Raw genomic sequence first — 875 nt, 5'->3', positions numbered from 1 at the left:
CGTTGGCGGGCTTCAGGTCGCGGTGCACCACGCCGTCGGCGTGGCTGGCGCCGAGCGCGTCGGCGATCTGGGCGGTCAGCAGCGCGGCGGCGACGGGTGTGAAGGGCCCGTTCTCGCGCAGGTGACGGTGCAGGTCGGGGCCCTCGACGAGGTCCATGACCAGGGCCAGCAGATCGCCCTCGACGACCAGGTCGCGGACCCGGACGATGTTGGGGTGGGTCAGTCTGAGCAGGACGGAGCGTTCCCTCAGGAACCGCGTCACGATGTCCGCGTCGTTCGCGAGCTCCTCCTTGAGGACCTTGATCGCGACGGTCTCTCCCGGCTGACCGGGCACTGCCGCCTCGGCCCCCGCGGTCTCCCTCTGGCGGGCTCGCCAGACGGTGCCCGTGGCGCCGCGTCCGATCGGCTCCTCGAGCAGGTACTTGCTGCCTACCGGCCGCACGTCATGCGCTCCCTGCTGCTTACTTGACTGGCGTACACCGTGATGCGTCGTGCTCGGAAATGTTCCGCCCCACTGTAATGCCGCGGCGCGGGACACCGGCCTGAGACCGTCGACGACTTCCTTCCCGGTTCTCGTACAGGCAGGGCGCGGTTTCCCCGGGCGGGGCTCAAACGGAGTCCGCGGGGGTCCTGCCCGTGTTCGAAGAAAGACGCTCGACCCGGTCCGTTGGTTGCCGGCGGCCGGGCGTGACCGATCTCAAGCAGCGCCGAAACGATCATCCACGACGCATCGGTCAGGCACTTTTGAGGGCAGAGCCGACCAATCAAGATCATTTGATGCGGGAATGCGGGCGCGTTGTCGGTGGCAGGTGCGAGGATGCGTGCAGTACTGGCCGTACGTGCGCGTGTGGTGGTGGGGAAGTCCGCGGTGGGGG

The 875-nt window shown here is 68.6% G+C and carries 1 protein-coding gene; it reads right to left on the bottom strand.

Going from position 1 to position 875, the window contains the following annotated elements:
• Positions 1 to 442 (bottom strand): serine/threonine-protein kinase (locus ACFPZI_RS06795; RefSeq protein ID WP_381359581.1); only part of this gene is annotated, 442 nt, incomplete at its 3' end.
• Between the last annotated feature and the right edge of the window lie 433 nt (positions 443 to 875).

Source organism: Streptomyces chlorus (assembly GCF_042655885.1).
In the GTDB taxonomy this organism is placed as follows: Bacteria; Actinomycetota; Actinomycetes; order Streptomycetales; family Streptomycetaceae; genus Streptomyces; species Streptomyces chlorus.
The sequence above is the reverse complement of the archived record's forward strand: the minus strand, read 5'-3'. Positions and strand labels throughout refer to the sequence as shown.